This is a genomic window from Mesorhizobium bavaricum (assembly GCF_056781655.1).
On record NZ_CM165566.1, the window covers coordinates 1,744,321 to 1,770,421 of the forward strand.

A 26,101-nucleotide genomic window follows, 5' to 3' on the forward strand; every position below is an offset into this window, starting at 1 on the left:
TCAACGCCGCGGCCCAAAGGCCGCGGCGTTTTCTCAAAAGTTTTGTGTTTCCGCATCAGGCGGATAGCTTCTAGGCTGGGTTCCGGCATCCGCGTCAGACGGCAAGCCGGTGGGAGGAAATCATGACCGACACGACGTCCAACCCGCAGGTCGACACCGCGCGCGCGTCGGAACTCGGCGTGGTCGCCCGGTTCCTGAAAGCGACCGAGATCGACACCCGCATGCTCGGCATGGTCGGCGCGCTGCTGATCATCTGGATCGGACTGCACGTCATTTCCAGCCTGCGCCTTGGTGTCAATCCGCTCGATTTCGACAGCCGCACCTTCCTCACGCCGCGCAATCTGTGGAACCTGTCGGTGCAGACATCCGCGGTGGCCATCATGGCCTGCGGCATGGTGCTGGTCATCGTCATGCGCAACATCGACCTGTCCGTCGGTTCCGCCGAGGGCCTGATCGGCATGGTGATGGGCTTTGCGCAAGTGCATTTCCTGGTGCGGTTCGTCGGGCTCGAACTCGGCAATCCATGGATCTGGGTTCTGGCATTGGTCATCGGCCTGGCGCTCGGCCTGCTGATCGGCGCCTTCCAGGGTTTTGTCATCGCCTATCTCGAAGTGCCCGCCTTCATCGTCACGCTGGGCGGCCTGCTGGTCTGGCGCGGTGCCGCCTGGTGGGTCACCAGCGGCCAGACGGTGGCGCCGCTTGACGCCACTTTCCAGCTGATGGGCGGCGGACCGGCGGGATCGATCGGTGCGACCTGGAGCTGGGTTGTCGGTATCGTCGCTTGCCTTGCCGTGGTGTTTGCGCTGTTCAACGGCCGCGTGCAGCGCAAGCGTTTTCGGTTCCCGCTGCGGCCGATCTGGGCCGAGACGCTGCTCGGCGCCGTCACTTGCGCCGTCATCATGGGTGCGGTGTGGCTCGCCAATTCCTATCCATGGCCGATCGGCATCGTGAACAGATACGCGGCGGCCAACAACATCACCGTTCCCGAAGGCGGCCTGTTCATCGCCCATGGCATCGCCATACCGGTGCTGATGGCGGTCGCGGTCGGGCTGGTCATGACCTTCATCACCAACCGCACCCGCTTTGGCCGCTATGTCTTTGCCATCGGCGGCAATCCGGAGGCTGCCAATCTCGCCGGCATCAACACGCGCTGGATCACCATGAAGGTGTTCATGATCATGGGCGTGCTGGCGACGATCGCCGCCGCGATCTCCTCGGCCCGGCAGAATTCGTCCACCAACGTGCTTGGAACGCTCGATGAACTGCTGGTCATCGCGGCCGCCGTCATTGGCGGCACGTCGCTCGCCGGCGGTTCGGGAACGATCATCGGCGCCATGCTCGGCGCACTTCTGATGCAGTCGCTGCAGTCCGGCATGGTGCTGCTCGGAGTCGACTCACCCCTGCAGAGCATCGTCGTCGGCGCCGTGCTGGTCATCGCCGTCTGGCTCGACACTGTCTATCGCAAGCGCGTCTAGGAGGCATGGCCATGACTGACAAGACTGATCCCGCCGCCACCGCGCTGATCGACATGAGGAACATATCGATCGCCTTTGGCGGCATCCGCGCCGTTGACGACGCCTCGATCGATCTTTTCCCCGGTGAGGTCGTGGCGCTGCTCGGCCACAACGGTGCCGGCAAGTCGACTTTGATCAAGATCCTGTCCGGCGCCTACAAGCGCGACTCAGGCCAGATCTTCGTCAATGGCGAGGAGGCATCGATCTCCAACCCGCGCGACGCCAAGAAATACGGCATCGAGACGATCTACCAGACGCTGGCGTTGGCCGACAATGTCGATGCCGCCGCCAACCTGTTCCTCGGCCGTGAACTGATGACCGCCTGGGGCACGCTCGACGACGTTGCGATGGAGGCCGAGGCGCGCAAGGTGATGGGTCGGCTCAATCCCCGCTTCCAGCGCTTCAAGGAGCCGGTGATCAAGCTGTCGGGCGGACAGCGGCAATCGGTGGCGATCGCGCGCGCGATCCTGTTCAACGCCCGCATCCTGATCATGGACGAGCCGACGGCGGCACTTGGTCCGCAGGAAACAGCGCAGGTCGGCGAGCTGGTCAAGCAGCTCAAGTCCGACGGCATCGGCATCTTCCTGATCAGTCACGACATCCACGACGTGTTCGAGCTTGCCGATCGGGTCTGCGTCATGAAGAACGGCCAGGTCGTCGGCACCGCGCACACCACCGATGTGACCCAGGACGAGGTGCTCGGCATGATCATTCTGGGCAAATGCCCACCCGGCGCCATTCCGGGGCCAGGCGCGCTGAAAATCGCCGCCTAGAGCCTGTTCGAGTATGATCATTTCCGAAACTTGGGACTACTCTTCGGGATCATGCTCCGGCCTGCCGGCAGGCAGTATCGCCCTGGCCGGACGAGCATGCCGGTCGCAGGTTGCCGGTCATGTGATATGCCAGCTGTCATGATGGCTTGGCCTTGCCATTGTGTTGGCACGGCGACTTGCCCATAAAGGTCCGACATTGCCCATGGACCGCATCATACGTTGAAGAAGCTTTTTCCAATCGTCGCGTTCATCGCCGTTGCGCTGATCAGCATGACGATGGCGGGGTTTGCCTATTTCGCGACCCAGGAGGCCGCACGCATCAAGTTCGAAGCAACGGCCGACGATGCGCTCAACCGGATCGAGAGCCGCATCGACCTGCATCTGTCGCTGCTGCGGTCGACCCGGGCGCTGTTCGATGCCCGCAACGGCGATATCTCCCAGAACGAGTTCAAGGCGTTCTTCAACGCACTCGATGTCGACAACAATTTCGCCGGCTTGCGCGGTATCGGCTTTCTCAGGCTGGCCAAGGCCGGCGACGAGGCTGCGGTCGAACGCGATATGCTGCACGACTGGGGTGTCAGCCACCCAATCTATCCTGATACCACGCAGCCCTGGCGTACCCCCATCGTGCTGTTCGAGCCGCTGGACCCGTCCAACCAGACCAGCATCGGCTACGACATGTTCAGCGAACCTGTGCGGCGCGCGGCCATCGAAAAGGCAATGTCGGACGACCAGCAGCACGCCAGCGGGCTGGTGCAACTGGGCCAGAATACGGGTGCTGCGCAGACCTTCACCGGCTTCTTCGTCTTCGTGCGGCTCAATGTCGAAACCGCACCCGATGTCATCAATGCGTCGAGGTCCTCGACGGCCGGCTTTCTCTATGCGGCTTTTCGGGCCCGGGACCTGTTCCAGATAGCGCTCAGCCGCTCGCCGCTGCTGCCGGTCAACACCGAAATCTACGACGGCGAGGTGAGTGGCGACAATCTCTTGTTCCGGTCGGAGACGCCGCCGGCTTCCTCCTTCGGGGACAGGCTGTTGATCACCCGCAAGATCACGGTGGCCGGCCAACCGTGGACGGTCCTGTTCCGGCCGACAAGCGCCTTCTCGCAGCCGTCGTCGCGCGCCATTCCGGTGATGCTGGGGCTGTTCGGACTGCTGCTGGCGGGCGCCATCGCGCTGGTGGCACGCTATCAGGAGCGGGCCTATGAGGCGGCCTCGCGTTTGCACGAAACGACAGAAAAGAGCCTGCTCGAAAAAGACCTGATGCTGCAGGAGATGAAGCATCGCATCAAGAACTCGATCACCAGGGTGCTGGCGATCGCGCGCCAGACGGCTTCGCGAGCCACTGACGTCAACGAGTTTTCCTCATCCTTCTCCGCCAGGCTGCAGGCGATGGCGGCATCTCAGGACATGCTGACGCGCTCGCGCTGGCAGAAGGCCGATCTTGGCGACCTCCTGCGCATCGAACTTGGTCAGGTGTTCGGCAAGGAGCTGCCTGAAGAGCTGTTGTCGGGACCGGAGGTGCTGCTCGACGAAACCACGACGCAAGCGCTCGGCCTGACTTTCCACGAACTCGCGACGAATGCGCTGAAATATGGCGAAGCCGGCAATTCAGTTGGCGCGCTCAAGGTCGACTGGTCGGTCGAAGGACGTGGGCGCGACAGCGTGCTGGCTCTCAATTGGCGGGAAACCGGGCAGAAGAAACTCGAAGCGCCTGCCAAGACCGGATTCGGCACCAAGCTGATCGACCTCAACGTCACGCGCGAATTGCGCGGTACGATCCATCGCGATTATCGCGATGACGGATTGAATGTGGAGATCAGAATTCCGCTGACGGCCTAGGGCCTTGTTTGACGCAATTCCGGACGGAAAACCGTTTCACGCTTTTCCTGGAATTGATCCAACAGCGACCGTCAGGCGAACAAAAATTTAGCGTCCAGACATCGAAAATCCGGAGACCGGCGGACCGGTCTCCGGATCGACATTTCGATTATCGCCGAACTAGTTGCAGCGAGCCGTGTAGATCCGGCCGCGATGATCGCGATACTGGCAATAGCCGTTCTGCAGCCTGCGAACCAGCAGGCCGGATCCGGCACCGACAGCCGCGCCGATCAGCGCGCCCTTGCCGCCGCCGACCAGGCCACCGATACCGGCGCCAATCAGGCCGCCGCCAACGACATCCTGCTCGGTGCTGGTGCAGCCGCTGAGGGCAGCCACCGCAATCATGGCAATAATCATCTTCCGCATAGAGTCACTCCTCACTTGGTGTCCACACTTTTGGTAAGCTCCAGCAACCATTTAGCACGAAATGACGGCCTTTGCTGCTCGAATTTATTCTTGGCTAAGATAGTCTTTTTCTGGGCGCACCGCGCTCGATGCCATCACGACGTTGGAAATTTCCAGGGAAGCATCGAGTGTGCCATCCGCACGCACGTTCCAGACGATCTGATCATAGTCGTCTTCGAGCGCCGGATCCACGGCAAGGCATTTGGCGACGATGCGCTGGGCCTGCCCCTGCAAGTCGCCCATGGCGAACGGCCGTTCGGCGACACACTGCTCGGCGGTCTCGAAAACGCTAACCGGTACCTGGAGTTCACGGCAGTCGGCCATCGTGTTCGAGCAACCGATAACCAGCAGCAATGCAGCGATGTGTTCCATGGCGACATGTCCTCTCGCCATAGTAACGGTCGATGGTCGCCAAAGTTCCTGACCGCCGGGCCGCCGAGCGAAATAACGCGGCGCGATGGGTAATTCCGGCGTTGGCTGCGGTTGCAGGCGCGGGGATGGACCTCAGGAGACCAGCTGCAACAGGACGACCGCGACGATCACCGCGGTCAGACCCAGGCAGCTGCGGCAATGTCCGGCGGCGCGGCGGGTTCCAGCGGTGTCTGGGAAAAACAGCATCCGCTTTTATGGTGAATAGCCGGTTAAGGACGAGCTAGCGAAGGCGCGCGCTCATTCCGTCTCGAAATTGCCATGAGGAACGACAAGGCGGTATTCAAGGCGGTCCGGCATTATTTCAAGCGTTGCAGTTCCGTTCAGCGAGGCGGGCACGACCCGCTCAAGCGCGACACTGCCGAAGCGCTTCTGGCTGCGCTCGATGTCGCTCGCCGATATCGCCTCGGCCCATATCAGCGACAGCGCGACGCCCTCGGCAGCGGTTTCAAGATCGGCCGTTACTTCGACGAAGCCGTCCGCATGCGAAAGGGCGCCATAGCTGACCGAATTGACGGCGAGTTCATGTATGGCAAGGCCGATGTGCAGCGCGGCGTTGGGATTGAGATAGGGATTTGCGCCGCGGAAGCGCAGGCCGTGCGACGGATCCACCCCGTTGCGACCGACTTGGCCCGACACCAACTCGCGAAGTGCCGCGCCCCGCCAGTTGGAGGACGTCACCAGATCCTGGGACGAGGCCAGCGATTGCAGCCGGCCGCGAAAGCGGGTCAGGAAATCAGCGATGCCATCGGAATAGCGCCCAGTCTGGGTGGCTATGCTTTGAATGATCGCCAGGAGGTTCTTCGAGCGATGGCTGACTTCGCGCAATAGCGTCGTCAGGGTCTGCTCACGGCGCTTCTGGTCGGTCGTTTCAACCATGGTGGTGACGACACCCTGCACTGTGCCGCCATCGCCATGGTCGGCGTCGACCCACACCTGAAACCAGCGAAAGCCGTCTTCGGCGGGAACACTGATTTCAAGGCGTTGCGGATTGCCGGATGCGATCACGTCGCGCTTGGCCGCACCGATGCGGTCGACCTGCGCCGCTGGGAGGATGCCGTTGCCGTCAGCGGTGTCGGAAACCCAGGGCGCACGCATGTTGCGCGCCCACACCGTTTTCATTTCTCGATCCTGATAGAGAACGGAAATGCCGGCATTGTGCAGCGCGTGGAGAAGAGCCCGGCCAAGTTGCATCCCGCTTTCGGCAGGATGCAGGGCGATGACTTCATCGCTCTGCACGTTGTCTTTCCTATCTTCGGTTCTGGAACGCATCGGCCAATCTGTCCACCCAACTCAGGGCTGAAGGCTGAACGGCTCACTGTGAAATGGGTTCCAACGAGGGTTACCCGAAAACCGGGCTCCAAAAGCAGTCCGCCGAGCGGCATCCGTTTAAGGATACCGCCCGGCGGTGGCTGGAAACCGTTTGAGGGGTGCGGCTTCCAGTGTTCGCTCGGATGATCGCTCGGTCGTCACGCCCGTTTGAACAGGCCGGCAAGAAGCGAAATCACAAGGAAAGCGAGAAAGATGAAAAACAATATCTGCGCTATGCCGGCAGACGTGCCGGCGATGCCGCCGAAACCAAGCGCGCCGGCTATGATTGCCACGACGAGAAATACGAGCGCCCAGTAAAGCATGATCCATCTCCTTCGAATGGTGCGATGAAAACGTGGTTAGATGCGGTTTGTTCCACCATTTGCCGAAAAAGGCGATGCCTGCAAATCGTTCTGAGCAGGGTGGCGCCGGTAATTCGCTGGTGACGGGTGCGGCATGCCAAAAGACCGCCTGATGCATCGCGTCAGGCGGTCCTTGATGTGGCGTCGTCAGGAAGTGCTGCGGCCTTACGCGGCGGCTTTCGCCTGGCGATCGAAGAACAGCGCCTGGCTGATCAGTGCCTTGACCATATCGGGGTTGAACGGCTTGGTGACCAGGAAGGCTGGCTCGGGGCGTTCGCCGGTCAGGAGACGCTCGGGAAAGGCGGTGATGAAGATCACCGGCACCGATGTCGACGACAGGATCTCGTTCACAGCCTCGATGCCCGAACTGCCGTCGGCAAGCTGGATGTCGGCCAGCACCATCTTCGGCCGCGTCTTGGCGAACATAGTCACCGCCTCGGCATGAGTGCGCGCCGTTCCGACGACGCGATGGCCGAGGCTCTCGACCATTTCTTCTATATCCATGGCGATCAGCGGTTCGTCCTCGATGATCAGTACATCCGTTGCCACTTGGCGGGATATCTCGTTGCTTGCCTGGGCAAGCAGCTCTGAAAACTCCTGGTCGCCGACATCGAGAATCTCGGCGGCTTCGTCTTCGCTGAAACCTTCGACGGCGACGAGCAGGAAGGCCTGGCGCGGGCGCGGCGCAATCGCATTCAGATTGGCGGCGGCGCGCTGTTCCCATGCTGATTGCGGCTGCTCCTGCGGAACGCGGATGGCGACCGATGTGAACAGCTTGGCGAAAACCTTGTACAGCGCAATGCGCTCGTTCGAAGCCTCGGGAAAGATATCGACATCGGCAATGATGGCCTCGAGCATCGCGGCGACCAGCGCGTCGCCACTCTCCTGCGATCCGGAAACGGCCCGCGAGAAGCGGCGCAGGAACGGCAGATGTGGTGCGATGGTGGCGGATAAGCTCATGGTAAGACGTCTCCCTCAGAATGACGTGATTGCATATTGCAGGTCAAGCTGATTGCAAGCCCCGGTAAACAACGCGGGTCTTGAGAAAAAGTTCCGACCTTGATGGAACTAAAGCGCCGGGACGGCGTTTGAATTCGGGATGGGCAACCAGACGAGGGTGTCGCTTGCGTTGTGTCGAGTAATATTGTGAGCGGCTTGGGCGCTGGGAATACAAGGGCAAAATGAAGGATATGACGAAAGATATTCTGGCTGGCGTCGCGGGCAGGCGCCGGAACGGTTCCGGTGACGCACTCGGGCCGAACTCCGAAATCGGACGCAAACTTAAACAATATTACGACGAGCTGGTCTCTGACGATGTGCCGGATCGCTTCGCCCAGTTGCTCAGTCAGCTGGAACAGGCCGAACCCGCACAGAAGAAGGACTGAGGCATGGCAGCGGTCTCCCAAGGCTTCAAGACCGATCTGCTTGGGGCAATCCCGAGCTTGCGCGCCTTTGCCGTGTCGCTGACGCAAAACGCCGACAAGGCGGACGACCTCGTCCAGGAAACACTGGTCAAGGCCTGGGACAAGCATGAGAGCTTCCAGCCCGGCACCAATCTCAAGGCGTGGCTTTTCACCATCCTGCGCAATGAATTCTATTCGCAGATGCGCAAGCGTGGGCGTGAGGTGCAGGACAGCGACGGTATCATGACGGCCAGGCTTGCCGTTCATCCGGCCCAGCATGGCCAGCTCGACCTGAAGGATTTTCGCGGCGCTCTCGAACAATTGCCGGAGGACCAGCGCGAAGCCATCATCCTCATCGGTGCGTCGGGCTTTTCCTACGAGGAAGCCGCCGAGATTTGCGGTTGTGCGGTCGGGACGATCAAGAGCCGCGTCAGCCGGGCCCGCACGCGATTGCAGGAGATCCTGAAGATCTCCGGGGAAGACGAGTATGGTCCGGATGCAATCTCGGCTCAGGTAACTGGCTCACCGGCCAGCTGACCTGCGATCGCGAGGCGCGATCGCACCAAGGTGTGGTGATGTTCAGATGAATGCTGGCCTGCAAACGCCGGTTTCTGCGCTTCCGGCGCTCACGTACTTTAAGTGCGCTCAGCTCCGGTTCTCGAAAACCAGCATTTCGGCCAGACCTGAACCTCTACACACCTTAAGTCGGGATCGTGTCGCAACCGGGAGCAGCGCGCCCGCAGGCCGCCGCCACGGCTTGCATGAGGTCATCACCCGAATAGGGCTTGCCGACCAGCCTGACGCCGGGAAACGATGCCTTGATTTCATCGGGATCCGAATAGCCCGAGGCGAACACGAAAGGGACCCCCGCGGCGCGCAGTCCCGAGGCGAAATCGAGCGTCGAGGTGCCGCCCAGCATGAGGTCGACGATGGCGGCGTCGAAGTGCGTGGCGACCTGCCGGCCGTCGATCTCGGCCAGATCGCGAGCGATCACCACCTCGCCGGCGCCATGGTCACGGCAAAGCTGCTCGACATCCATGGCGATGAGAAATTCATCCTCCAGGACCAGAATCCGCAATCCGTCAAGCAAAGGGGGCACAGGCAAAGGCTCCTCGAAACGCACCGAAAGTCATGATCGCTATTTGGTGAGCTGTCATTTAAAAAAGACATGTGCCCGCCCCGGAACCTCGATCTGCGCAACGCGTTTGACACGCAGCCTTCTGAAGACCGGGCTACTCGAAGAGGGGTCGAAATGTCAGGCCAGACCGGTCGCGCTTTCTCCAGCCGCCAATATCCTTGCGAGAACTGCCCGTTGCGGCCGTTACCGGTTTTCCGCGACTTCGAAAAGCAGGAACTGGCCTTCATCAGCAAATTCAAGAAGGGCGAGCTCGCCGTCGACAAGGGAGCCACGGTCCTGGTGGAGGGAAGCCACAGCGCTCATCTCTACACCGTGCTCTCCGGCTGGGCGTTTCGCTACAAGCTGATGCGGGACGGCCGCCGCCAGATCCTCAACTATCTCATGCCCGGCGATCTGATCGGCCTACAGGGCAGCGTGATGGGCGAGATGCAGCATTCCGTCGAGGCCCTGTCGCCGATGCTGCTGTGCGTTTTCGAACGCGAGTATCTCCACGAGCTCTACCGCAACCATCCCGGGCTGGCCTACGACATCACCTGGATCGCCTCGCGCGAAGAGCGCATGCTGGACGAGAATCTGCTCAGCCTCGGGCGCCGCAGCGCAATCGAGCGTGCCGCCTACCTTATCGCCTTCATCGGCAGCCGGGCCAAGGTCGTCGGACTGAACGGCAAGCAATCCGTCCAGATTCCAATCACGCAACAGCACATCGCCGACACGCTCGGCCTGTCGCTGGTTCATACCAACAAGACGATCCGCAAGCTGATGGATCGCAAGCTGATTGTCTGGCGCGACGGCGGTTGCGAGGTCACCGACAATGAAGGGCTCAAGCAGCTCGCCGGCTGGGAAGGGCTGGGCGAGGCGCGCCGGCCGCTGATCTGACGAAGCGACTTTCGCGAGGCGCTAGGATCGGGTGCGCGCGCAGGCGTTTTCGGCTACTTTGTCCCGGTTCTCGGAACCTTGAGACATGCGGCGCGTTTGAAATCAAGCAATCACAAGGAGTTAAGCAATGGCAACTGCCGCAGGAAAGACCGCTAACGAAGGCCGGCCGAATTCAGACTTGGAAGCCGATATCAGGCAGTTGAAGGCCGATATCGACAAGCTAACCAAGCAGCTGGCCAAGACCGGCGAGCATGGTTACGGCACCGCGCGCCGTGCGGCCACGGAAGGGGTCGAGCAGCTGCGTGCGCAGGGCGAAGCAGCCTTTGACAGTCTGCGCGGCAACGCAAAGGATATCGAAGCGCAGATGATGGCAAGCGTGCGCGAAAAGCCGGTGACGTCACTGGCGATCGCTGCCGGCGTCGGCTTCCTCTTCGCGCTTCTCGCGCGTCGCTAGTCGCATACCAGATGGGAATGCTGGCATCCCTCATTTCCGGTCTCGCCTCTGGCGAAACCGTGGCCGCCATGCGGCGTGCACGCACGGCGGCAATCGTTTATGGGCTCGCCGCAATCGCTGCACTCTGCGGCCTCGGCTTTCTGGTCGGGGCAGCTTACATCTGGGCCGCAACCCGCTACGGATCGCAAGCGGCCGCGTTGGGCTTCGGCGCCGGGTTCCTGGTGCTTGCCGGGCTGATCCTGCTGATTTACCAGATATCCGCAGGCGCGCGCGCCCGGCGCCGGGCGCAACGACGCAATGCCGACATGAAAGCGATAGGCATCACCGCCGCGCTTGCCGTGCTGCCGGCACTGCTCAAGGGAAAAGGCGGTCTCGGCGTCATTCTGGGCCCGGCCGTGGCGCTGGCCGCCTACGCCATCTACCGCGAAAACGTGAAACCCGACGATTCGGATGAAGACGAGCGGAAGTAAGGTCGTCGGTCTCCCCCGGGTGAATTGGGGGATCCGAAAACCGGCTTCCACTTTTGCTTCGCTGACCTTCATGATCTGTCACTTCGACAGATCTTCCAGCGGCATCGATATCTGGCAAAACACGCCTTCCGGCCGGAACTCATGGATCACTTCGCTTGAAATGACCTTGGCGAGGCTGCGGCGGATGAGGATCGAGCCGAAGCCGTGTCGCTCCGGCGGAGCGACTTGCGGGCCGCCGCTTTCGCGCCAGGTCAGCACGAGGCGTCGGGCACCCTTCCTGCCTTGCGTCTTCCAGTCGAGATCAACCTTGCCGGACGCCACCGACAGCGAGCCATATTGCAGCGCATTGCTGGCCAGCTCGTGCAGGATCAGGCCAAGTCCGACGGCCTGGTCGGGGGACAGCAACAACTCGTCGCCGGAGATCGTCATGCGTGGCTGTTCGGTCGTGTCGAACGGCCTGACCTCGATCTGGACGAGTTCGCGGATACCGATGCCGCGCCACTCGCGGTCGGACAACAGATTGTGGGCGATGCCCAGGGCCTGAAGCCGGGAGCCGAAGGCTTCGAGGAATTCACTCGGCTGGCGGGCATGCCGCACGGTCTGCGTCGCCAACGCCTGGACGGTCGCCAGCGTGTTCTTGACGCGGTGGTTGAGCTCGCGCAGCAGCAGCCGTTGCCGCTCGTCGCCAAGCTTGCGCTCGGTGATGTCGTAGTTGACGCCGAAAATCAGTGTCGGCCTGCCGCCGCCATCGCGCTCGATGACACGGCCGCGCGTGGCGAGCCAGCGCGGTGGATGAAAGTCCTTCACCCGGTATTCGCCGAAATAGTCGTCGCTGCCGGTCAAGGCGTCACGAAAGCGGGTTTCGGTCTGGTAGACGTCGCGTGGATCGATGGCGGTGAGGATGTCGCGCGCCCGCAGCCGGTTCGAGCGCGGCAAGTTGAACAGCTCCGACAGCAAGGTGTCGCATTCGATGATGTCGGTGCGGATGTCCCATGCCCAGCTGGCGAGCGAAGCGGCATCGAGCGCGATGGCGCGCCGCTTTTCCTCGCGCACGAGTGCTGCCTCGGCGATGGCGCCGCTGCGGGTTGCATCCTTCAAGGTGAACAGACTGGCGGCGAGGCCGGCGAGCGCCTTCAACTGCTCAAGCCTGGCGCGGGACGGAAAGGCATGCGGCTTGCGGTCGAGCACGCACAGCGTGCCGATGCGGGCGCCCGCCACGATCATCGGCGCGCCGGCATAGAAGCGCACATGGTGCTTGCCGGTGACCAGCGGGTTGGCCTTGAAGCGTGGGTCCGTCGTTGCATCCGTCACCACCATCGGCTCGTCGCCGGCGGCAATGGCATGGGCGCAGAAGGATATGTCGGTCGCCGTTTCGGTCTCGTCCAGACCGACACAGGATTTGAACCACTGCCGCTGGTGGTCGACGAGCGTCACCAAGGCAATGGGCGCGTGCATCGCCGCCGCGGCAAGGCTGCTTATGCGGTCGAAATCCGGATCGGCCGCCGTGTCCAGCACCTCCAGCCCCTTCAGCACGGCAAGCCGGTCCTCGTCCTTGACCGCGCGCGCAACTTCGGCCGGCAGATCCGGCACTGTTTCTGCCTTGCTATCCACCCAAGTCCCCAATACCCCGTCCTGGTCTTGCCCGATTCACGGACCTGCCGGCCTGCAACCAGCCGGCTTCCCGGAACCATCCTAGCGAGGAACCGTTACCCGACCGTGTTTTGCCGAGCGCGCCAGTCGGCGCGAAACGAGACAAGGACCGACAATGGTCAAGATCATTCCTGAAAACAAAGCGCGTCAGGGCCGGTGGGGCTGGCACGGCTTGCGTATCCTGATTGCCGCGCTGCTTCTGGCCTTCGTTGCCTGGGGCATCGCCGAAATCTATGGTGAATTGGCCAAGACGCCGGCGACAGAGCAAGGAAGCGCGCCAGGCGGCTAGATTTTCAACCTTCATCGTCCGCGGTCGCATCAGGCAGCCTTTGCCTCGGCGATGCTGGCCGGCACCAGGACATTCAGCGCGCCGGGCCGGATTTCGATCGTCGTCTCACGGTCAAGCCTGACCAGTTCACCATCCATGACGGCGCGAAACCTCCTGCTGCCCGAATGGATTTTCAGGACCGTTCTGTCCGCCTGATGGATTTCCACGTGCTCGTTGTCGCGCCACTTGCCGCGCGCCATGTTGAAGAAGAATTTGACCAGTTCGGCGCGCTGTTGCGCCACCGTGACATAGACACCAAGTACGCCGCCCGCCGGGTTGTCGGCGTAAGGCAGGTGACCTTCACCGAACAGGTTGTTGGTGATGCCGATGCCGGTAATGCGGGCCGCCATCTCGGCTTTGCCGATGCTGAGCGTCACATTCATCGCCGGTGGATTGTTGATCGTCGCCCAGGCCGCCCTGGCCGAGGCGCGGATTTTTCCCAAGCGCGAACCGAATTCCATCTTCTGACGCAGCTGCACCATCTTCGCATGCATGCCGATCGAGAACTGGTGAACGAAGGGCCGGCCGTTGGCGGTGGCTATATCGACCGCGATGATTTCGCCGTCAGCGAAGGATTTCAGCGCGGCATCGAGCGACTGTGGAATGCCCAGTCCGCGTGCGAACAGATTCATGGTGCCGGCCGGCAATATGGCGAGCGCCTTCCTGGTGCCCATCAGCCGAGCGGCCGCGGCAGAAATGGTTCCGTCGCCGCCGCCGGCCAGTACGACGTCGACGGAGCGGCGCGATGCAGCGCCGTCGAGCGTCTCCACCACGTCCTTGCCGTCAACAATTTCAATGCTGAGCGAGTGGCCTGCCGTTTCCAGGGTCTGACGCATCTTGTCGGAGAAAACGGCAAGGTCCGTATTGCGCAAGGTGCCGCCGTCCCGGTTCAGCACCGCTGCAAATTTCATGCCCCGCTCCGTCATTCAATCGCAATTGGGCCGGGACAGGCCCAGCCACAGGCTGAAACGTGACGAAGCGGGAAAGGTTCCGTTTCAAGAGCAGCGAAATTCACACGACGCATTCTACGGCCGCCTCGTATATCCCCCTGGTTTTCACCATCGGCGCGCATTTTTTTGTCGGAACAACAGCATGGTCACGACGTTGTGAAGCTGTAGCAGATGCCGCGTCCGATCCCCTCAGTGAGGGTTCAACTGGGCGTGGCGTGCACGAAATCACGCACGAGGAGAGACTGACATGATCCGCAACCTCTTAGCCACGACTGCAATCGCAACGCTGGTCGCGACCGGGGCTTACGCGCAGAGTGCGACAACCGCGGCGCCAGCGCAGACCCCTGCCGTCCAGGAACCAGCCGCCGCTCCGGTGCCGAGTGCCGAAGGCAGCATCGTCACCAACATCATCGGCGAATCCGTCTACAACGGCACCGGCGATGACGCCGAGGGCATCGGCAAGGTCAGCGATGTCGTCTTCGACAAGGAAGGCCAGGCCAAATCCGTCGTCATCGGCGTCGGTGGTTTTCTGGGTGTCGGAGCGAAGAACGTCGCTTTCGACTATGGCAAGCTGCAATGGGCCGAGAAGAACGGTGACCGCTGGCTGGTCGCCCAGACGACCAAGGACGAACTGACGGCGCAACCGGAGTTCGACAGCAAACCCTATGCGCCGGCTCCTGCTCCTGCCGCATCGACCGATGCAACGGCGCCGACGGCGCCGGCGACGACGGATACCGCGCAGACGCCTGTCGATTTGAATGCTGCTCCGGCTGAGGCGGTGAAGCGTGCCGACGGCAATCTCGCCACCAACATCATCGGCGAAACCGTCTACAACGGCACCGGTGATGACGCGCAGAACATCGGCAGCGTCAACGACATCGTTTTGACGAAGGAGGGCAAGGCCGAGTCGCTGATCATCGGCGTCGGTGGCTTCCTTGGTCTTGGCGCCAAGAATGTTGCCTATGAGTTCGGCAAGGCTCAGTGGGCCGAGAAGAACGGCGACCGCTGGCTCGTAGCCCAGACCACCAGAGAAGAGCTACAGGCGCAGCCGGACTTCAACCGCAAGGCCTATGACCCGGTACCGGCGACGACGGCGTCCAATGAGCCCGCGGCAACGGCGCCGGCCGCTGCACCGTCCGACACCACGGCGGACAAGACCGCGGAGGCTACGACACCCGATGCCACGGCTCCGGATCAAACTCAGACGGCAGCTATCGACAAGTCGACACTGACCGAGATGCCGGTTGGCGAAATCCGAGGCGATGAACTGAAGGGCACGATCGTCTACGGCGCCAACGACGCCAAGGTCGGCGAGATTGGCGACGTCGTGCTGGCGCCCGACAGCAAGACCGATGCGGTGATCGTCGATGTCGGCGGCTTCCTCGGCATTGGCGAGAAGGAAGTCGCGGTCGGCATGGATAATCTCAAATTCATGACCGACAAGGACGGCAAGAAGTACCTGTACACGACCTTCACCAAGGAACAGCTCGAGGCGCAAACCGCCTACGATAAGGGCAGCTATGCCGAGAAACGCGACCAGCAGCGTCTGATCGTGCAGTAGGAACGAATAATGGCAGTAGGGCAGTAGGGTTGCGGCCGTCGGCTTACCTACTGCCCTCTCCTTGTCCTCTGCTGATATAACCCACGACGCCGTGGTCGGTCAGTTCGGCCAATGCCAACGACTGGTCGAGATGTTCGGCTCGCCAGGCAAGCAGTCTTTCGGCGAACCCCAGCCGCACGGCCTGATGGGCAGGATGAGCGGCGAGGCTGTTCAATTCGCCCGGATCGCTTTCCAGGTCGAAAAGCAGCGGCGGCAGGCCGCCGCCGAAATGCACATACTTGAATTTTTCCGTGCGGATGACGGCGAGGTTGCACTGATTTGAGGCGATGCCGAAATGCCGTTCGGCCTCGCCTCCGGCAATTGAGCGGAAATCGAATTCCCAGTGCGCGGCATCGCGCCAGACTGACGGCTGCTCACCCTTGATGAACGGCTTCAGTGAGTGTCCATCGAGGTGCGGAGCGGCATCTTGACCAAGCAGGTCGAGAAGCGTCGGCAAAATATCCACCGCTTCGGTGAAATGATCGACGCTACCGGCCGCCTTGCCTTGGCGCGGGTCGCGGATGATCAGCGGAATGTGGTAGCTGCCGTCGAAGTAGCCGCCCTTGCCCAGCATGAAATGGTCGCCCATCATCTCGGCGTGGTCGGAGGTCAGCACGATGATGGTGTCGTCCCAGGCGCCCGCCGCCTTGACCGCTTGCCAGATCCGGCCGAGCTGCGCGTCGACCTCGGAGATCATGCCATAATAGATCGCGCGGACGCGGCGAAAGTTGTCATCGCTCCAATCATGCACCTTGCCGCTGGAGCCAGGACGGAACTTGGCCTGCTTCTGCTGGCCGAGATCATAGGCGAGATAGGGATGGCTCTCTGCCTCGGCCTGCCAGCTCGCCGCACGGCGGAAGGCGGCACCGTCGGCTGGATCATACAGCGTGTTGTATGGCTCCGGCACGATGAAGGGTGGGTGCGGGCTGATGAAGGAGAGATGAGCGAACCACGGCGTGGCCTGCTCCTGCTCACCGAGCCAGCGCATGAATTCGCCGGTCAGGAAGGCCGCTGGCGTTGCGTCCTTCGAGTAGACGGGCGGTGCGTTGCTGACGGTGGCCTCCACCTTGCCGCCGTCGTTCACCGGGCGATGGATGTCGGGAGATCCGGCGCTGACATCGATGCCCCGCTGCTTCAGCCAGGACAGCCACTGCTTCTGATGCTCGGGTAGCAACTGGCGCACCGTGAATCCCGGCAGCACGCCCTCATAGCTTTGCAGCCGCGGGTCGCTCGGCGCCAGCAGGCGCGGGTCGAGCGACACGTCGGTGTAGCCGAACAGCGTCGGATCATAGCCGAGGCTCCGGGTATGCAGCGCGATGTTGCCGTGACGGGCGTCGAGCGGTGTGCCATTGCGGCAAACGCGGTTGTTCATCTGGTAGAGGCCGGTGTAGAGGCAGGCGCGGGCCGGCGAGCAAGGTGCTGCGCCACCGTAGTGCCGCCTGAACAGCACACCGTCGGCCGCCAGCGCGTCTGCATTCGGGGTCTTCACCACCGGATGGCCGGCGGCCGACAGGCAATCACCGCGCCATTGGTCGCATGTGATCAGGAGAATGTTCGGGCGCCTGGCTTTTCCTGTCACTCGCGATACCCTTGTCCCATGATGGTCAAACGCCGATCATGGAACCGAATTCCGGCCATGGCGCAAGCCTGACAAGTTTATCAATTGGTGAACAGACTTCTTTAGATTGTTCACTTTTACAGCACAGTCCATTCTGCGTTTGCCGCCTTTGCCGCATGCGGTCGCGTCCTCATATTGGCGTGGACAGCGGCAAGGGCCGCACCAGCACCAAGGGAAGGAGCAAGACAATGCTCGACCAGATCAAGGGCCTGCATCACGTCACCTCGATGGCCAGGGATGCCCGGCAGAACAATGATTTCTTCACCAGGAAACTCGGTCAGCGCCGGGTCAAAAAGACAGTCAATTTCGACGCGCCTGACGTCTATCATCTCTACTATGGCGATGAGGCCGGCACCCCCGGTTCGGTGATGACCTATTTCCCGTTTCCCGACATCGGCAAGGGCCGTCATGGCGTCGGCGAAGTCGGCACGACGGTCTATTCGGTGCCGGAAGGCACGCTCTCCTATTGGGAAAAGCGCTTCGCCGATGAGGGCGTCACCGGCTTGTCGCGCGAAGAGACCTTCGGCGAGAAGCGTCTGGCCTTTGCCGGTCCCGATGGCGACGGTTTCGCGCTGGTCGAGGACAAGGCCGACAGCAGAGCGCCGTGGGCAAAGGGCGGTGTTCCCACTGATGAGGCGATCCGCGGCTTTCATTCCGTGTCGCTGCGCCTGAAGGATGGCGGCGCCACCGCGGAGCTGCTGAAGTTCATGGGTTACGAGGAAATCGAAAAGTCCGGCAACGTCAGGCGATTGGCGGTGAAGAACGGCAATGGCGCAGATGTCGTCGACATCGAATCGCTGCCGGCTGCCGCCTTCGCCGATCTCGGCGCCGGCTCCGTCCACCATGTCGCCTTCGCCGTCGAGAACCGCGCCAAGCAGCTCGAAGTGCGCAAGGCGTTGATGGACACCGGCTATGGCGTGACGCCGGTGATCGATCGCGATTATTTCTGGGCGATCTATTTCCGCACACCGGGTGGCGTGCTGTTCGAAGTCGCCACCAACGAACCGGGTTTTGACAGGGATGAGGATACCGCTCATCTCGGTGAGGCGCTGAAGCTGCCGACGCAGCACCAGCACCTGCGGCCCTACCTCGAACAGCATCTGCAGAAGCTGGAAGGCTGAGATCATGAGCAAGGACGCTTACATTCACAAGCTGCTGCCCGGTTCACCGGGCGGTCCGCTGCTCTTCGTCTTCCATGGCACGGGGGCCGATGAGAACCAGCTGCTGTCGCTGGGGCGCGATCTCGCGCCTGAGGCGACCATCATCTCGCCGCGCGGTGATGTGTCGGAACAAGGTGCTGCGCGCTTCTTCCGCCGCACCGGCGAGGGCGTCTACGACATGGACGATCTGGCGCGGGCGACAGACAAGATGGCCGGCTTCGTCAAGGCCCATGTCGAAGCGGCAAAGCCTTCGGCCGTGTTTGGTCTTGGCTATTCCAACGGCGCCAACATCCTGGCCTCGGTGGTGTTCGCCGCGCCGGCAGTGTTCGATGCCACGGTGCTGATGCACCCGCTGATCCCGTTCGAACCGGAGGTGAAAGGCAGCCTTGCCGGTCGCCACATTCTCGTGACCGCCGGCAGGCGCGATCCGATCTGCCCACCGAACCTGACCACGCGGCTCGAAGCCTATTTGCGCGCCGACGGCGCCGATGTCACAGTGGAGTGGCATGAAGGCGGGCACGAGGTGCGGCCAAACGAAATCGAGGCGGCACGGCGTCTCTTTGCCGGTGCCATCCAGGGAGTATAGCGATGCCGGACCAACTGCCTGAAATCGAACTGGAGGATCGCGGTTCCAAGGGTCGCTATGTCCTGCGCGGGCCTGATGGCGCCGAGGCCGAGATGACCTTCACCAAGATCGGCGAGCACCAGATCATCATCGACCATACAGAAGTGCCGGACGTCTTTCGCGGCCAGGGTGCCGGGCTTCGGCTCGTCACTCGCGCCGTCGAGGATGCGCGTGCGGCGGGCAAGAAGATCATCCCGCTTTGCCCCTTCGCCAATGCCCAGTTCCGCCGCCATCACGAATGGGCCGACGTGCTGAAGCAGTAGGATCGGCCGGCATTTCTTCGATCGGAACGGCGCGACATCAGGCTGTCATCCCGCTGGCTTTGGCCGCCGGGATGGCTTTGGCATTTGCACGGGTAGCGCATCTTGCCCAAGTGGATATGATATGCCGCAGCCACCGCGCCGACAAACGAACCGAATGATCCCCCAATGACCGAAACCGACCTCGTTCCCGTCTTCGACGGCCACAACGATACGTTGCTCAGACTCTACCAGTCCAAAGACACAGACGTCGAAAAGCTGTTCCTCGAGGGGAAATCGGGCGGCCACATCGACCTGCCGCGCGCGAAGGCCGGCGGATTTGCCGGCGGCATGTTCGCCATCTTTCCGCCGCCCGTCGAGAAATCCAGGCGCAGCGCCGTGCCGTTGGCGCCGAGCGATGCAGAGCCGCTGCCGCCCGAGGTTCCGCGCGCCGATGCTTTGACCTCGACGATCGCGATGGCCTCGATCCTGTTCAGGCTGGAACGAGCCGGAGCGCTCACCGTCTGTCGTAGTGCCGGCGATGTGCGCAACGCCATGGTGCAAGGCTCGATCGCGGCGGTGTTTCACATCGAAGGCGTCGAGGCCATCGATCCCGAACTTACCATGCTCGACGTGCTGCATGCCGCCGGCCTGCGTTCGCTCGGCATCGTCTGGAGCCGGCCGAACGCCTTCGGTCATGGCGTGCCGTTCCGCTTTCCGTCTTCGCCGGACACCGGCCCCGGGCTGACCGATGCCGGCAAGGCGCTGGTCAAGGGCTGCAACCAGCTGAAGATCATGATCGACCTGTCGCATCTCAACGAGAAGGGCTTTCGCGATGTCGCTGCGCTTAGCGATGCGCCGCTGGTCGCCACCCATTCCAACGTGCATGCGATCTGCGGCCATTCGCGCAATCTCACCGACTGGCAGCTCGGCGCGATCCGCGAGTCCGGCGGCATGGTCGGGCTGAACTTCGCCACCGGTTTTCTGCGCGATGACGGCCGCATGAATGCCGACACCAGCCTCGACATCATGGTGCGCCATGTCGATTCGCTGCTGCAGGCGCTGGGGGAAGACGGTGTCGGCCTCGGCTCGGATTTCGACGGCGCCATGATCCCGGCCGTCATCGGCGACGTCGCCGGCCTGCCCAAGCTGATCGATGCGCTGGCGGCGCGCGGTTTCGGCCGCGCGCTGATCGAGAAGATCGCCTATCGCAACTGGCTCAGCATGCTCGAGAAAACCATCGGTTAGAAAGATCTATCCGAAACCTATGCGCTTCAGCCAGTCCTTGCCAACGCCACGATCCCGGATGATTGGCAGCGGATTTTCCGAATCGAGCCGCGCGCAGATGCGGTAGACCTCAAGCGTCTCGGCGGTCATCTCGCCACGCTTGTAGAAGAACATCGCGGCGGCATAGCGTGTGCGCCCGGACCATTTCTCGCCGAACGGCGTGTTGACCAGCTCCCACTGTTCGGCTGCTTCCAGTTCGGCTTCGTCGGTCATGGTCAGAAATCCGCCGGCGGATTGGCGGTGCGGCGGTCGAGCTTGATGAAGGGCCGCGCCACCACCTTGGCCCGCTTCATCAGCTTCTGGTACTGCAGCTCGCGCATGGCGTAGATCTCGACCCAGAGGTCCTCGACCATGCTATCACCGTACGGCCGCGCCAGCGAGGCGATGGCGATGTTGCGCTTGGCCATCGGTGACCACATGGCGGCGCTGACCAGGCCGACCTCCTGGCTTTTCTTGTAGTAGACGATGGCGTGTTCGGCGGGGATGTTGCCTTCGATCTCCAGCCCGACCAGCACATGACGCAGCTTGCGTTTCGCCCTGGCTTCGAGGATGGCGCGGCGGCCGTTGAAATGACCTTTCTCGAGATCGATCATGAAGCCGAGGCCGATCTCGTCTGGCATGCGCAGGCGATCGGCGCGGATGGCGTGCTCGGCGGTGGTAAAGTCGGCATTGGCGACGATCAGCCCGGCCTCGAGCCTGGCGCGGTTGAGCGCGGTGTAGCCGATGGCGCTGATGCCGCGCAGTTCGCCCGCCGTCATCAGCCGGTCCCACAGGCTCAGCGCCTTGTCGACCGGCACGAACAGTTCGTAGCCGAGATCACCGGTGAAGCCGGTGCGCGAAATACTGACGACGCCGCCGTCATGCGGGAAGTCCGCTAGGTCGAATATCTTCAGCTTATCGACGCCGGCGAAGCCGGCATCGCGCAGCACGGCGAAGGAGGTCGGTCCCTGCAAAGCGAGGCCCGCGACGGCCTCGGTCTCCTCCTCAACTGTTGCGTCGAAGCCGATGGCACTGTCGAGCAGCCAGGGGAGATGCCGCTCTTGTGAACACAGCCGGAAGCGCGTCGGCGACAGCCGGAACAGCGTGCCGTCGTCGAGGACAAAGCCCTCGTCGTCGCACCACGCCGTGTAGTGGACGCGGCCGGGTTTTAGCTTGGTGACATCGCGCAAGGTAACGCGGTTGAGGAAGGCTTCGGCGTCCGGCCCCTCGATCCGGTATTTGGTGATCGGCGAAATGTCGAACAGCGCCGCCTGACTGCGGATGGCGAAATACTCGAGTTCCTCGTCCCACAGTGAATGCGGCGCGCGGTAGCCGGCCCAATTGTACCAGTCCTGAGTTTTGGCCAGTGCGTCGATGCGCGGCTGGAACGGCGTGCCGAGCCGAAGCGTGCGGAAATGGCCCTGCGCGGCGATGCGCGCGGAGATGGGCTTGTTCTTGGTTGCCCGGGCCATGGCTTACCCCTTCATCGCGATGATGCGCCGCGCGCCGTTGAGGCCGGGAGCGCCAGAGACGCCGCCCCCGGGATGCGAACCTGCGCCGGCCAGGAACAGCCCATCGACGGGTGTATCGTAGCCTGACCAACCCGAGACGGGCCGCGAGATGAGCATCTGGTCGGCCTGCAATTCACCGTGGTGCCAATGGCCGCCCGGCATGCGATAGCGCCTCTCGATGTCGGCTGGCGTGAGCAACTCGGCGTGGACAATGCTCTTGCCGATGCCAGGCGCATAGGCCTCGAGCTGCGCCATGATCGCCTTGAGGAATTTCGGCCTGCCGGCAGCCCAGCCCTCTTTCAGCGCGTAGGGCGCATATTGCACGACCGCCGACAGCACGCAGGCGCCGCCGGGCGCGAGCGACGGGTCGGCAAGGCTGGGCAGCGTGATCTCCATCACCGGCTCGGCCGAGAACTCGCCATATTTGGAGGGGTTGAAGGCGCGTTCGACGTGATCGGGCGAGGGGGCGATGACCAGCCGTCCCTTGTGGCTGGCGGTATCGACACCAGTGAATTGCGGTGGCCGGTCGAGCGCCAGATTGAGCTTGGCGGTATCGCCCTTCATGCGGATATTCTTCACCTTGCGAACGAAGCCGGTGTCGATCTCGCGCGGCCCGACGAGGTCGAGGAAGGTGGTCGCCGGATTGATGGCGGAGACGATCGTCCTGGCGCGCAGCACCTCGCCATTGTCGAGCGCGACGCCGACGGCACGGCCGTTCTCGACGATGATCTTCGCCACCGGCACCGATGTGCGGATGGCGACGCCGGCCTTTTCCGCCGAGGAACGGATGGCGGCGACAACCGCGCCCATGCCGCCTTGCGGCAGTATCTGCGCGCCGGTAGCCCCGCCGGTCGCGCCTGCCAGCCGGTAGTAGAGACCGAGCAATGAGGTCGGCGAGCGTGGGCCGAGATGACTGCCAAGCGTCGCATCGAAGGCAAGCAGCCCCTTCAGCCGCTCGTCATCCAACTGCTCGTCGAGCAGATCGGCAACGTTCATCAGCAGCACGCGCAGGAAGTCGCGCATGTCTTCCTTGCCGAGTTTTTTCAGCGCCAGCGCGGTCTGGCCGAGTGAAGCGGTCTCGAGCAGCGACATGCCGGCGAGATCGGGCGGCCGACGGGAGAGGAACGGTTTCAGGATGTCGGCATAGCGCAGCAGCTGCGCGCGCAATTCCTTCCAGGCGGACTGCTCGGACGAATTGGAGCCGGTCAGCACCTCGCCATAGGCGCCATGCAGGATCAGCGGCGGGCCATCCTTCGACAGCGCAACCGATGGCATGAAGTCGCCGCGGGCGACTTTTAGCCCGTGCTTCTCAAGATCCAGCGTCTTCACCACATCGGGATGCAGCCGGTTCAGCAGATGGGCGACGGAGGAGACACGAAAGCCTGGCGCGAATTCCTCGGTGCGCGCGGCACCACCGACTTCGCTTCCGGCCTCCAGCACCAGCACCTTGCGGCCGGCTTTCGCCAGCGTGGCCGCGGCGACGAGGCCATTGTGGCCGCCGCCAACGATGATCGCATCAAATGACGTCATGGGCAGGGCTCATATGCGAGGTCGATTTGGCGAGGTCGCGCAGGATTTCGGCCGCGGCATTGCGGCCGGGCGCGCCCATGACCCCGCCGCCGGGATGGGTCGAGGAGCCGCACATATAGAGGCCACCAACCGGCGACCGGTACTGCGCGTAACCCGGCACGGGACGGTTGAACAAAAGCTGGTCGAAGGTCAGTTCGCCCTGGAAGATGTTGCCCTCGGTGAGGCCGACCTCGGCCTCGATCTCGCGTGGCGTGCGAACCTCCATGTGAACGATGCGGTCGCGGAAACCCGGCGAGTACTCGGCGATCTGCGAAATCACGCTTTCGGCGAAGCCGTCGCGGTCGGCATCGGTCCATTCTCGACCGCCAATCTTCGGTGGTGCGTATTGCACGAAGCAGCTCATGAAGTGCTTGCCGGGTGGCGCCATGGTCGGGTCGAGCGTCGTCGGGATGACCATGTCGAGGAAGGGATCCGCCGACCAGCGGCCAGCCTTCCAGTCGTCATAGGCGCGCTCCATGCGCTCCATCGAATCGGTGAAATGCATGTCGCCGCGATACACCGGCGAATCCTTCGGCAGGGCCGGGAATTCCGGCAGCGAATCGAGCGCGATGTTGACCTTGCCGGACGAGCCGCGGATCTTGAAGTTCCTGACCCGGCGCAGGAAAATGTCGGGCAGTTCCTTCTCCTCGACCAGCTTCAGGAAGGTGCGCTTCACATCTGCATTGGAGACGACGAGCTTGCCGGGGATCTCCTCGCCGCCGGCCAGCACCACGCCCTTGGCCTTGCCGCGCTGGACGAGCACATGATCGACCTCGGCGCCGGTGCGGATGGTTCCGCCCGACGCCTTGAACGACGCGGCCAGCGCCTTGGTGACGGCGCCCATGCCGCCGCGCGCATAGCCCCAGGCGCCGACCGAGCCGTCGACCTCGCCCATATAGTGGTGCAGCAGCACGTAAGCCGTGCCGGGCGACATCGGGCCGAGCGCTGTGCCGATGATGCCGGACAAAGCGAAGTTTGCCTTGATGACATCGGTCTCGAAATATTCGTCTAGGAACTCCGAGATCGACATCGTCCAGAAGCGCAGCGTCAGCGCCATCTCCTCGGCCGACAGCCCGGCGAATTTCTTGCCGAGATAGAGCAGTTCACCGAGATCACGCGGCCGCAAACTGGTCGGGTCGGGCGCGGTGCGCATCAGAAGCGGCTGGATAAAGCGGCACTGCCGCGTCACGTCGCGTGCGTAGCAGTCATAGGCTTCGGCATCGCGCTTCGAGAAGCGGGCAAATTCGCGCCGGTGGGCATCGTGGTCGCGGTAGTTGGCGAGGTAGTCGCCGTCGCGGGTGAACACCGCACCGCCCTCGTAAGAGATGACCTGCAGGCCGAAGCGCGGCAGTTCCAGGTCGCGCATGATCTCGGGGCGAAACAGCGAACAGACATAGGAGCAGTTGGAATAGAGGAAGCCCGGCGTCAATTCCCGGCTGGTGGCGGCACCGCCGACCCAGTCGTTCTTCTCGACCACCAGCACGTCGAGGCCGGCGCGCTGCAGGTAGCAGGCGTTGACCAATCCGTTGTGTCCGCCGCCGATGATGATCGCATCCCAAGCTTTCATTTTGGCCCAGTCTTCATTCTGACCCGCTCTTCATTTTTGCGTGATCTGTTCCCGAATGCGCGGAATTTGGCATGGCAGCCGCTATTTTGTCCAGCCATATTGAATGAATGTTCAACAAATGGTGTTGCGTTTTGCCCTGTATGCGCTACGCTTTGCCGGCAATCGAAAGTGCTCAAATCGGCTGATGGGGCCGAGGTGCGATGATCGAAACGGTAGCAGCCGAGCCTGAGTATGACGACACCGCCATCCGCTTCCTCGAGGCGCTGTGGGGCGATGGTTACCTGTCGCCGGGCGGGCCGGACGAGGTCGACCGGGTGGTCGAAGGGCTCTCGCTCAAGGGCAAGACAATTCTCGACATCGGCTGCGGCTCGGGCGGCATCACGCTGCATCTGGTCGAACGCCATGGCGTCGCCCACGCCACCGGTTTCGATGTCGAACAGCCGGTGATCGAAACGGCGAGGAAGCGCGCCGCCGCTCGCGGGTTCACGGATCGCGCCAGCTTCGTTCAGGCCCCGTCGGGACCACTGCCGTTCGCCGATAGCTCCTTCGATGTCGTGTTCTCCAAGGATGCGCTGCTGCATGTGCCGGACAAGGAGGGCCTGTTCGCGGAGATTTTCCGGGTGCTGAAGCCGGGCGGCGTCTTCGCCGCCTCCAACTGGATGATCTCGCATGACGGCGAACCGTCGTCCGAGATGAAGGCGTACGTCGCCGCCGAAGGCTTGTCGTTCGCCATGGCGTCGCCGGCGCGTTACGCGCAGGCGATGCGCCGGGCCGGCTTTGCAGATGTCACCGTCAGGGACCGCAATCCCTGGTACCGCGACGTCGCGCGCGGCGAGCTGGAAAGACTGAAAGGGCCGCTCTATCCGACGGTCGCGGCCGTGGTCGGCGCCGCCTATGTCGACAAGAACATCCGAACCTGGGAAGCCATGCAGAAGGTGCTTGACAGTGGCGAACACCGTCCCACTCATCTTCGCGGGTGGAAGCCGGATGCAAAGGGATAGC

28 protein-coding genes are annotated in these 26,101 nt (G+C 62.7%); 15 read left to right on the forward strand and 13 right to left on the reverse strand.

The genetic code is table 11. From position 1 onward, the window contains the following. The first annotated feature begins 122 nt into the window (after window positions 1-122). The 3 genes from AC1RZR_RS08550 to AC1RZR_RS08560 all read left to right on the forward strand — a co-directional run bounded on the left by AC1RZR_RS08550 (window position 123) and on the right by AC1RZR_RS08560 (window position 4,129). A complete protein-coding gene (locus tag AC1RZR_RS08550; RefSeq protein WP_481828229.1) occupies window positions 123-1,475 on the forward strand; it encodes a sugar ABC transporter permease in 1,353 nt (450 codons plus the stop codon). Window positions 1,476-1,486: 11 nt separating this feature from the next. Continuing rightward, entirely contained in the window at window positions 1,487-2,287 is an 801-nt protein-coding gene (locus AC1RZR_RS08555; protein ID WP_477269408.1) for an ATP-binding cassette domain-containing protein, read from the forward strand. A gap of 219 nt (window positions 2,288-2,506) precedes the next feature. After that, complete coding sequence (locus AC1RZR_RS08560) at window positions 2,507-4,129, forward strand: CHASE domain-containing protein (RefSeq protein WP_481828230.1); 1,623 nt, start codon at window positions 2,507-2,509, stop codon at window positions 4,127-4,129. 159 nt (window positions 4,130-4,288) lie between these two features. Here the strand turns inward: AC1RZR_RS08560 and AC1RZR_RS08565 are convergent, their stop codons facing one another. The 5 genes from AC1RZR_RS08565 to AC1RZR_RS08585 form a co-directional block, all read right to left on the reverse strand. After that, a complete protein-coding gene (locus tag AC1RZR_RS08565; RefSeq protein WP_258590249.1) occupies window positions 4,289-4,534 on the reverse strand; it encodes a YMGG-like glycine zipper-containing protein in 246 nt (81 codons plus the stop codon). 84 nt (window positions 4,535-4,618) lie between these two features. Then, entirely contained in the window at window positions 4,619-4,945 is a 327-nt protein-coding gene (locus AC1RZR_RS08570; protein ID WP_481828231.1) for a hypothetical protein, read from the reverse strand. A gap of 297 nt (window positions 4,946-5,242) precedes the next feature. Beyond that, a complete protein-coding gene (locus tag AC1RZR_RS08575) occupies window positions 5,243-6,274 on the reverse strand; it encodes a sensor histidine kinase (protein ID WP_481828232.1) in 1,032 nt (343 codons plus the stop codon). A 197-nt stretch (window positions 6,275-6,471) separates the two neighbouring features. Continuing rightward, window positions 6,472-6,636, reverse strand: coding sequence for a DUF1328 domain-containing protein (locus tag AC1RZR_RS08580; RefSeq protein ID WP_027031438.1), 165 nt, complete (start codon window positions 6,634-6,636; stop codon window positions 6,472-6,474). A 204-nt stretch (window positions 6,637-6,840) separates the two neighbouring features. Further along, window positions 6,841-7,635 carry a response regulator gene (locus AC1RZR_RS08585; protein ID WP_477269418.1) on the reverse strand — a complete coding sequence of 265 codons (795 nt, stop codon included), beginning with the start codon at window positions 7,633-7,635 and terminating at the stop codon, window positions 6,841-6,843. Between the two features lie 221 nt (window positions 7,636-7,856). On the opposite strand from AC1RZR_RS08585, the gene AC1RZR_RS08590 reads away from it, so the two are divergent. Next, a complete protein-coding gene (locus AC1RZR_RS08590) occupies window positions 7,857-8,060 on the forward strand; it encodes a NepR family anti-sigma factor (protein WP_184875843.1) in 204 nt (67 codons plus the stop codon). A gap of 3 nt (window positions 8,061-8,063) precedes the next feature. Beyond that, the gene (locus AC1RZR_RS08595; RefSeq protein ID WP_027037058.1) at window positions 8,064-8,615 is read left to right on the forward strand and encodes a sigma-70 family RNA polymerase sigma factor; all 552 of its coding nucleotides are present in this window, start codon (window positions 8,064-8,066) and stop codon (window positions 8,613-8,615) included. Between the two features lie 163 nt (window positions 8,616-8,778). Here AC1RZR_RS08595 and AC1RZR_RS08600 read toward each other — a convergent pair whose 3' ends face one another. Further along, window positions 8,779-9,117: a response regulator gene (locus AC1RZR_RS08600; protein ID WP_477269858.1), complete on the reverse strand. Its 339-nt coding sequence runs from the start codon at window positions 9,115-9,117 to the stop codon at window positions 8,779-8,781. A 213-nt stretch (window positions 9,118-9,330) separates the two neighbouring features. Between AC1RZR_RS08600 and AC1RZR_RS08605 the strand changes: the two genes are divergently transcribed. The 3 genes from AC1RZR_RS08605 (at window position 9,331) to AC1RZR_RS08615 (ending at window position 11,016) form a co-directional block, all read left to right on the forward strand. Continuing rightward, the gene (locus AC1RZR_RS08605; RefSeq protein ID WP_477269421.1) at window positions 9,331-10,092 is read left to right on the forward strand and encodes a Crp/Fnr family transcriptional regulator; all 762 of its coding nucleotides are present in this window, start codon (window positions 9,331-9,333) and stop codon (window positions 10,090-10,092) included. A 127-nt stretch (window positions 10,093-10,219) separates the two neighbouring features. Further along, the gene (locus AC1RZR_RS08610) at window positions 10,220-10,546 is read left to right on the forward strand and encodes an ElaB/YgaM/YqjD family protein (protein WP_477269423.1); all 327 of its coding nucleotides are present in this window, start codon (window positions 10,220-10,222) and stop codon (window positions 10,544-10,546) included. Between the two features lie 11 nt (window positions 10,547-10,557). Then, window positions 10,558-11,016, forward strand: a complete 459-nt coding sequence (locus AC1RZR_RS08615) for a hypothetical protein (RefSeq protein ID WP_477269425.1) — start codon at window positions 10,558-10,560, stop codon at window positions 11,014-11,016. Window positions 11,017-11,094: 78 nt separating this feature from the next. On the opposite strand, the gene AC1RZR_RS08620 is transcribed toward AC1RZR_RS08615, so the two are convergent. Then, a complete protein-coding gene (locus AC1RZR_RS08620; protein ID WP_481828233.1) occupies window positions 11,095-12,627 on the reverse strand; it encodes a sensor histidine kinase in 1,533 nt (510 codons plus the stop codon). Between the two features lie 154 nt (window positions 12,628-12,781). Between AC1RZR_RS08620 and AC1RZR_RS08625 the strand changes: the two genes are divergently transcribed. Further along, window positions 12,782-12,955 carry a hypothetical protein gene (locus AC1RZR_RS08625; protein ID WP_481828234.1) on the forward strand — a complete coding sequence of 58 codons (174 nt, stop codon included), beginning with the start codon at window positions 12,782-12,784 and terminating at the stop codon, window positions 12,953-12,955. A gap of 29 nt (window positions 12,956-12,984) precedes the next feature. Here the strand turns inward: AC1RZR_RS08625 and AC1RZR_RS08630 are convergent, their stop codons facing one another. Next, window positions 12,985-13,905: a diacylglycerol/lipid kinase family protein gene (locus tag AC1RZR_RS08630; protein ID WP_477269431.1), complete on the reverse strand. Its 921-nt coding sequence runs from the start codon at window positions 13,903-13,905 to the stop codon at window positions 12,985-12,987. Window positions 13,906-14,191: 286 nt separating this feature from the next. On the opposite strand from AC1RZR_RS08630, the gene AC1RZR_RS08635 reads away from it, so the two are divergent. Further along, window positions 14,192-15,505 carry a PRC-barrel domain-containing protein gene (locus AC1RZR_RS08635; protein WP_481828235.1) on the forward strand — a complete coding sequence of 438 codons (1,314 nt, stop codon included), beginning with the start codon at window positions 14,192-14,194 and terminating at the stop codon, window positions 15,503-15,505. Between the two features lie 43 nt (window positions 15,506-15,548). Here AC1RZR_RS08635 and AC1RZR_RS08640 read toward each other — a convergent pair whose 3' ends face one another. Then, window positions 15,549-17,123, reverse strand: coding sequence for an alkaline phosphatase family protein (locus AC1RZR_RS08640; protein WP_481828236.1), 1,575 nt, complete (start codon window positions 17,121-17,123; stop codon window positions 15,549-15,551). A 227-nt stretch (window positions 17,124-17,350) separates the two neighbouring features. On the opposite strand from AC1RZR_RS08640, the gene AC1RZR_RS08645 reads away from it, so the two are divergent. From AC1RZR_RS08645 to AC1RZR_RS08660, 4 genes are all read left to right on the forward strand, one after another. Continuing rightward, a complete protein-coding gene (locus AC1RZR_RS08645) occupies window positions 17,351-18,283 on the forward strand; it encodes a VOC family protein (RefSeq protein WP_477269437.1) in 933 nt (310 codons plus the stop codon). Window positions 18,284-18,287: 4 nt separating this feature from the next. After that, on the forward strand, window positions 18,288-18,908 hold the full coding sequence (locus AC1RZR_RS08650) for an alpha/beta hydrolase (protein ID WP_481828237.1): 621 nt from the start codon (window positions 18,288-18,290) through the stop codon (window positions 18,906-18,908). Between the two features lie 2 nt (window positions 18,909-18,910). After that, window positions 18,911-19,210 (forward strand): GNAT family N-acetyltransferase, encoded by a 300-nt coding sequence (locus tag AC1RZR_RS08655; protein WP_095089283.1) that lies wholly within the window; start codon window positions 18,911-18,913, stop codon window positions 19,208-19,210. 165 nt (window positions 19,211-19,375) lie between these two features. Further along, window positions 19,376-20,434, forward strand: coding sequence for a dipeptidase (locus tag AC1RZR_RS08660; RefSeq protein ID WP_481828238.1), 1,059 nt, complete (start codon window positions 19,376-19,378; stop codon window positions 20,432-20,434). A 6-nt stretch (window positions 20,435-20,440) separates the two neighbouring features. On the opposite strand, the gene AC1RZR_RS08665 is transcribed toward AC1RZR_RS08660, so the two are convergent. From AC1RZR_RS08665 to AC1RZR_RS08680, 4 genes are read right to left on the reverse strand one after another with little or no spacing between them, the layout of a single operon-like run. Next, window positions 20,441-20,686, reverse strand: coding sequence for a hypothetical protein (locus tag AC1RZR_RS08665; RefSeq protein ID WP_481828239.1), 246 nt, complete (start codon window positions 20,684-20,686; stop codon window positions 20,441-20,443). Window positions 20,687-20,688: 2 nt separating this feature from the next. Continuing rightward, a complete protein-coding gene (locus AC1RZR_RS08670; protein WP_481828240.1) occupies window positions 20,689-21,924 on the reverse strand; it encodes an aminomethyl transferase family protein in 1,236 nt (411 codons plus the stop codon). Window positions 21,925-21,927: 3 nt separating this feature from the next. Further along, window positions 21,928-23,493, reverse strand: a complete 1,566-nt coding sequence (locus tag AC1RZR_RS08675) for a phytoene desaturase family protein (protein WP_481828241.1) — start codon at window positions 23,491-23,493, stop codon at window positions 21,928-21,930. Continuing rightward, window positions 23,480-25,099, reverse strand: a complete 1,620-nt coding sequence (locus AC1RZR_RS08680) for a phytoene desaturase family protein (RefSeq protein WP_481828242.1) — start codon at window positions 25,097-25,099, stop codon at window positions 23,480-23,482. The genes AC1RZR_RS08675 and AC1RZR_RS08680 overlap by 14 nt, the downstream gene beginning before the upstream one ends. Before the next feature lie 200 nt (window positions 25,100-25,299). Here AC1RZR_RS08680 and AC1RZR_RS08685 point away from each other — a divergent pair, with 200 nt between their 5' ends. Further along, on the forward strand, window positions 25,300-26,100 hold the full coding sequence (locus AC1RZR_RS08685) for a class I SAM-dependent methyltransferase (RefSeq protein ID WP_481828243.1): 801 nt from the start codon (window positions 25,300-25,302) through the stop codon (window positions 26,098-26,100). The last annotated feature ends 1 nt before the right edge of the window (window position 26,101 follow it).